The sequence below is a fragment of the bacterium genome, from assembly GCA_027622355.1.
GTDB lineage: Bacteria > UBA8248 > UBA8248 > UBA8248 > UBA8248 > JAQBZT01.
The window spans coordinates 1-6,130 of record JAQBZT010000183.1 but is presented as its reverse complement, the minus strand read 5'-3'; the positions used below and the strand labels follow the sequence as shown (position 1 = coordinate 6,130).

The 6,130-nt window shown below is 61.9% G+C and carries 7 protein-coding genes; 3 read left to right on the top strand and 4 right to left on the bottom strand.

All coding sequences use genetic code 11. The annotated features are described in order from the left end of the window. Positions 1–112 precede the first annotated feature (112 nt). Together O2807_10705 and O2807_10700 are read left to right on the top strand one after the other, a co-directional pair. Positions 113–652 (top strand): hypothetical protein, encoded by a 540-nt coding sequence (locus O2807_10705; GenBank protein MDA1000967.1) that lies wholly within the window; start codon positions 113–115, stop codon positions 650–652. Positions 653–816: 164 nt separating this feature from the next. After that, the gene (locus O2807_10700) at positions 817–1,962 is read left to right on the top strand and encodes a hypothetical protein (GenBank protein ID MDA1000966.1); all 1,146 of its coding nucleotides are present in this window, start codon (positions 817–819) and stop codon (positions 1,960–1,962) included. A 10-nt stretch (positions 1,963–1,972) separates the two neighbouring features. On the opposite strand, the gene O2807_10695 is transcribed toward O2807_10700, so the two are convergent. The 4 genes from O2807_10695 to O2807_10680 are packed head-to-tail and all read right to left on the bottom strand — an operon-like array spanning position 1,973 to position 5,429. Next, positions 1,973–3,226 (bottom strand): transglycosylase SLT domain-containing protein, encoded by a 1,254-nt coding sequence (locus O2807_10695; GenBank protein ID MDA1000965.1) that lies wholly within the window; start codon positions 3,224–3,226, stop codon positions 1,973–1,975. Positions 3,227–3,229: 3 nt separating this feature from the next. After that, complete coding sequence (locus O2807_10690) at positions 3,230–4,318, bottom strand: hypothetical protein (GenBank protein ID MDA1000964.1); 1,089 nt, start codon at positions 4,316–4,318, stop codon at positions 3,230–3,232. Between the two features lie 18 nt (positions 4,319–4,336). After that, positions 4,337–4,741 (bottom strand): YcfL family protein, encoded by a 405-nt coding sequence (locus tag O2807_10685; GenBank protein ID MDA1000963.1) that lies wholly within the window; start codon positions 4,739–4,741, stop codon positions 4,337–4,339. A gap of 55 nt (positions 4,742–4,796) precedes the next feature. Next, a complete protein-coding gene (locus O2807_10680) occupies positions 4,797–5,429 on the bottom strand; it encodes a penicillin-binding protein activator LpoB (GenBank protein ID MDA1000962.1) in 633 nt (210 codons plus the stop codon). A 451-nt stretch (positions 5,430–5,880) separates the two neighbouring features. Between O2807_10680 and O2807_10675 the strand changes: the two genes are divergently transcribed. Beyond that, positions 5,881–6,130 (top strand): hypothetical protein (locus tag O2807_10675; protein MDA1000961.1); only part of this gene is annotated, 250 nt, incomplete at its 3' end.

The window sequence follows — 6,130 nt, the reverse complement described above, 5'->3', positions numbered from 1 at the left end:
GATTATGGCTAGAATGCGGCTACGACATAAAATCGGGGGGAAATCAGGCGGTTTTTAGAGGTCCCCTTTTGTTTTCTCCGGGTTTCGGGGCTACGGAGAGGGAGGGTGGATAATGTATCGCACGAATAAGATCGTCATGGCGGGTTTGGCATTGTTCGTTTTGCTTTTCACCTATGGCTGCGGCGCCGGCTTCGGGAAACTGCCTGCGCCCAATATGGTTCAGGCCCCTGCCCCCATCCAGGGGAATGGGGGAAAATTTATGAGTCCCTACACCTCGGATGGCGTTCTCGCCAAATGGGTGGACAAGGCCATCAGCGTCAAGGCGGGCGCGGCAGTGGGATCGGTGGCGGGCGCGATGGTCGGCCGGGAAGTGCTCAAGCAGATTCCGTTCGTGGGCGGTATTCTCGGCCAGACGGCCGGAAAGGCGATCGGCCACGAGATCGCCATCTCTTCAATTGGCGGCATGGAATTCATCAAGAAAACCTCTGATCTCTCGTTTAATTCGCTCCAGGACATGGCGGTATACCTGTACGCGAAGCACTCCAAGCACCCGCACTACAAGGCCGCCCTGGACGCCACTTTCCAAGTGTACCCCGATTTGCAGCAAGCATACGATCCCGCCATCCGGAAAGCGCCCCTCGTGCGGAGGTAGCCGCTCCGCCGGTTTTTCCTGGAGGGCATGATGAGGCCAGTGTCGCGTAGCCGGATTTTTTCTCGCCATTTTCGCGGCGGCTCGCCTTTTCGCTGGCGGCCTTTCTCGCGCTGGGCTGCGGCGCCGATACCGTCTACAAGCAGGTGGACGTCCCGCAGGCGGAGATGAACTCCATGCTGCGGGGCAAGCCCGCCGCGCTTCACGGAGGCTACCGGAACCTGCTTCTGGACGGGGAGAGGAACGCCGTCCTCCATCACATGCGCATCGGCCTCGACGCCCTGCAGCAGAATTACACCCAGCAGGCCCAGGAGTCTTTCGACAGCGCCGTCGTCCGCATCCAGCGTGTATTTTCGAACAACGAGGCCGCCGTCAAGGCCCGCAGCCTGTGGTACGCGGAAAAGGTCAAGGACTTCAAGGGAGAGCCCTACGAGCGGTCCATGGCGTTTTACTACCGCGGCCTGCTCTACTTCATGGCCGGGGAGTACGACAACGCGCGGGCCAGCTTCCGCTCCGGCATTTTGCAGGACGCCTTTGCTGAAGAGAGTCAGAACCGCAGCGATTTCGCCCTGCTGATTTTTCTCGAGGGCTGGGCTTCCCGGTGGGCCGGCGACCTGGACATCACGGCGGCGCGCTATCAGGAGACGAAAAAGCTTCGCCCCAGCTTCCGCCCCCCCGCTCCCGATGAAAACGTCCTCATCCTGGTCGAGACCGGGAAATCCCCCCGCAAGGTCTCCGACGGGCTCGGCCATCACGAGCTCAAGTTCCGCCGCGGAAAGCAGTTCAGTGAGCAACAGGCCCGCCTCCTCATCAACGGCCAAGGGCCGGTCCCGGCTGTTTGGGTGGAGAGCATATTCTGGCAGGCCACCACCCGGGGAAGCCGGGTTGTGGACAAGATTCTCCAGGACAAGGTGGTCTTCAAGCGCAGCGCCACCGAGCTGGCCAGCGGCCTCGCGGACGCCGCCTCGGTCGCATCCATGATGGCGGGGGCGGGAGGAAGTCTCGGGGACGCAGCCGGCTACGCCGCCGGCGCGCTGAGCGTGGCGAGCGTCGTGTCCACGATGGCCGCCATGAACGCCAAGCCGAACGCGGATACCCGCTACTGGGACAACCTCCCCGATGCCGTCCATTTCCACACGTTGAAGTTGCCGCCTGGCGAGCATCGGTTGGAGGCGCTCTTCGAGGACAAGGCGGGAAGGATACTGCCCGGCCTGCGTACTTCGGCCACCTTTCGGGTGGAGGCGGGGAAGCCGGTCATCGTCTGGCTCCGCTCGCGCCGCCAACTCACCTCGGCGGCCCCCGCTCCAGAGTAACCCCCTGCGTTTATCCCGGCCCCGGCTGCCGTCTCGGGGGAACCTTGAGGAGGTAGGTGCCGGGCGGAATCGAATCTCCCAACAGCTCGGGGTTGAGCCTTTTGAGATCGCTGACGGTGGTGCCCTCGCGCCGGGCGATTTCGTCCAGCGGAATCGGCCCTTCCATCTCCCGCACTTCGTAACGGGCCACCTGCGGGTCGTAGCGGAATCCGTACCGATCGAGATCCCGGAAAATCAGGATGACCGCATAGATCCGGGGGACATAATCCTGCGTCTCCCGGGGAAGGGTATGAAGGGCGAAGTAGTCACGCGCCCGGCTGTTCCGCATTGCCCTTTGGACGCACCCCGGCCCGCAGTTGTAGGCGGCCAGCGACGAGGCCCAGTCGAATCCGTGAATTTCGGTCATTTTCCGAAGATACAGGGCGGCGGCCAGCGCGGCTTTTTCGGTGCTCTTCCGCTCGTCCACCTCTCCCGTTCGGACGTGAAGCTTGTACTCTTTGGCTGTGCGCTGCATGAACTGGAAGGAGCCCACCGCCCCGGCGTGACTGACCGCTTTCGGGTTTCCGCCTGATTCCACCAGCATCATCAGCGACAATTCGGCCGGGATGCCGGTGCGGCGGAAAATGTACCCCACGATGGGGATAAACGGCTCGCTTCGGTTGATCCACCTTTGGAGGATGCCTCTTCCCCGCTTCTGGCGGGTGAAGAAAGCAAGGGCGGCTTTGACCCGCGGGTGATCTTCGGAGATTGGGATCCAGTCCCGCTGATTGCGGAAGGGGCCGCTCCGTCCGGGGGGGGCGGCCGCCACGTTGGGCGCAGGCGGTTTTTCCGGCTGTTCGGGTTTTGCCTTCGGTTTGCGCTCTCCCTTCAGGCGCGTCAGCATCTTGCGGGCGAATTCATCTTCGGGCCGCTGCGTGAGAACGAGCCGGAAGACTTCCATCGCCTTGCCGGGCTGTTTGGCCTGCAGAAGGATGAGGCCTTTCAGGTTGAGGACGACGGGGAAGATGTCCAGATCGCCTTTGGCGATACGGCTCACGAGGAATTTGTCGAGGAAATCGATGGCCTCGAGCGGTTTCCCCGCCCGGGCCATCTCTCTTGCCCGCGCGAGTGCGCCCCGAAGCAGCAGGACCGGATCTTCCGCGGAGGTGGAAGGGGTGATTTTTCCCCTGGAGGGCGATGGTCCGTCCGCATGGGTTCCCGGGGAGTCCGCCGGAAAGAGCCAGAAAATTACGGCGGCGGCGAGAATACCAATGGAGCGCTTCATTTTCTAGGCTCCGGTGCGCCCCCGGTAGTTTTTCAGGTACTTGTCAACATAGCTCTCGAACATCACATCCTCGGGCGAGCCGGTGGAGCGGCGCTGCGGCGGCCCTGCCCGCTTCTCCCGCGGAAGGGATGTCCTGATGCCGGGGGAAGGGGAAGGTGCCGTAGAGATGGTTCCGGCGGGGCGCTGGAGGGCGGTGGGGCTTCCCGCCGTGCCGCCGGACCAGGTTCGAGAGAGCTGGCTCATCAGTTTGAAGGTGACGCGAAGGACGCGCTTGAGGGCATCGTCCCCCTGGACGGGCATCGGCGGCGCGCCGGGAATCTGAACGGGCTCTCCGCTCGCGTTCTCATCGTAGCTGGTGACGTAGGAGAGGTGCTGGCCGGTACGGATGTCCACCGCCTTGGCGACCACGCGCCACGTCCGGGTCCTGAAATTGGGCACGAACAAAAGCTCGACCATGACGTCGGCGTACTTCTTCCAGGCTGTAAATTCGATGTTGGGGGCCGAGGCCCCGCTGAGCCGGGAGCTGTTGTCGCTGGTGAAAGAGCGGATGGCCACGTTCACATCAACGAGATGCGTGTTGGCCTGAAGGAAAGGGTCGAAGAAAAGCTCCTGAGCGCGCGCCACACCCCATTCGGGGGGCATGAGGCGGCGGGTCCGCTGAACGGCCACCTCCTGGCTAACAGACCGGTTGCGCGACATGGCCATGCTGCTCGGGCCGTCGGACTCGGAGCGAACTCCCTTGACCTGATCCTGCCAAACCATCCGCGAGCCGCTCCGGTAGCTCTGGAAGTCGCGCTCCAGTACCTCGTTGACGAAGATCAGCATCCGGGGGCGGCCGGCGCGCTCGTATGCGGTTTTGAAGCTGGCCACGATATCGAACTGCTCGGGCGAGGGGCCCGACTGCCGCGAGGTTTCCGGGGCCGATTCGCGGTGTCCCAGCTGGGGGAGATCGCTCCGATCGGGAGAGGGCCGGGGGGGGACGATGACATCCGCCGGCGGGGCGGGGACATCGGCCTGATGCGCGAAGCATCCGGTCAGGAGCAGGGCAGCGGCGGCAGTGAATATCGTGGTTCGAAGCGCGTTTTTCATCATCTCGTCGCTCCCCTTTTTCTATTCCGTTTCCCGGATGCGGATGGTGAAGCGCCGGGCCTTGGTGTTCAGAGAGTTCACCCGGTAGACTTTTGTTTCGTTCGGCTCGAAGAGCATGCGGGTCCACACCGTGTTGTCGTTCGTGGAGAACCCCTCGGTGTCCTTGAAGACGGTTTGCACTTCGACCTGGACGGGTTTTTCCGTCCGGTTGCGGAGCCGGGCCTGTACCTCGAGGAGGTTGGCGGGGGTCCAGCTGGCCCGCTGGGCCTCTACGGCGATGGTGTCCCGGAGCTTGCTGGTCAGGACCACCACCGACTCGCGGTTTTCCAGATCGGCTCGGGTGTTGCGCTTCGCCCGGTAGGCGCCTTCGCAGCCCGCCAGGGAGAGAATAAGAATAAAAGGGATGATCCATTTGAACTGCTTCATGGTGAATGTCTCCTCCCCCTAGTTTACGAAATCCCATTCATCGGGTTGTCGCCGTTTATCGGTAGATAACGTCGTCGAGCCCTTCTTTTTTGACCTCGACGATGTCTTCCCATACCTCTACCGACGATTCAGGATCGATCATCTTGAAAGTGTAGACGATGTAGTCCGAAACACCGCCACGGCCCGCAGTACTGTGCCCCTCGAGCCGGCCGGTGAGGAAAAAGTCGGCTCCCGCAACGCGACTCCTCTGACGACGGGGGTCGGAGTCCAGCTTACCGCTTCGCTTCAGTGCCCGCTCCGCCTCGATGGCCTTCATTTCCTCGCGGGCAAGGAAGTACATCCGCCCGCGGGCCTGGCTGTTCAGGCGCGCTTTCATGATCGTGATGAAGATTTTCTTATTGATCGGAAAGCGTGTGTTGTTTATGACGGGAAGAAGGGCGATCGTGGGCGGATTGGGAGAGCGGGCGATGGCCGGTGACGAGAGGAGTGAGCGAATCATTTTGTCGGCGACCTCGCGGATGTTGTCGGACTCTACACCGGTTCCCGCCATGCGCGTTTGCTTGCTGGGGTCAACGCGGCGAACGGGCCGGCCTTCCTCCACTGTAGCGCAACCCCAGACGAGAAAGGCGGCAAGTACAACATACAACTTCTTCGCCGATGCATAATTTCTGCCCGAAAGATGATTCATCAGAAATCCTCTTCGAAAGTGATGAGCAAAAATTTCTAATGCGGTTGTCATAGTAGGCAAACCCATCCAATTATAGGAATTTATCGGATCCATTAAAAGCGGGAGGCGCCTCCTTTTCATGGGACAATTTGGCAAAATCAAAGATCGGGACATGGTGTCCCACGGGTGTTTCTATGCTTGTTTGGACGCCCCGGGGTTCCCGAATCGAGGACCCGACAGCTAAAACACGGTATCTTGCCCCTATTCGGAAAGCCGTTCCGGGGGCAGGAGCCCCTGGGCAAGTGCATGCGTGGGGGGCTTAAAATTTGACCCCGCCCGCAGGATTCGGCATCATCTCATCTATCGCAGCGCGATGCCGCTGGCTGAACGGGAGGAGGATATGAGCCAAAGTCGGATTCTTCATGTCGTTTGCTTGGCTGCAGCATTAGCGATTTGGGGATGTTCTTTCCAGGTGCCGCCCCCGCCGGTGGGCCCGGTGACGGCGCCCCGCGAGGGCATTGAGGGGCTAACGGCATCCGGACGGGTTTCCAGAGTCCGAATCGCCCGCGTGCTGGCGGTGAACAGCCAGATCGTGACGGTGAACGTGGGGAGCTCAGAGGGTTTGCGTCCCCGGAGCCGGGGCCTGGTGGAAGCGGCCGGCGAAACCACGCTGGGAGAGAGCGGGCAGGTGGCCGCGACCGGGCGTATCATTGCAGAGGTGC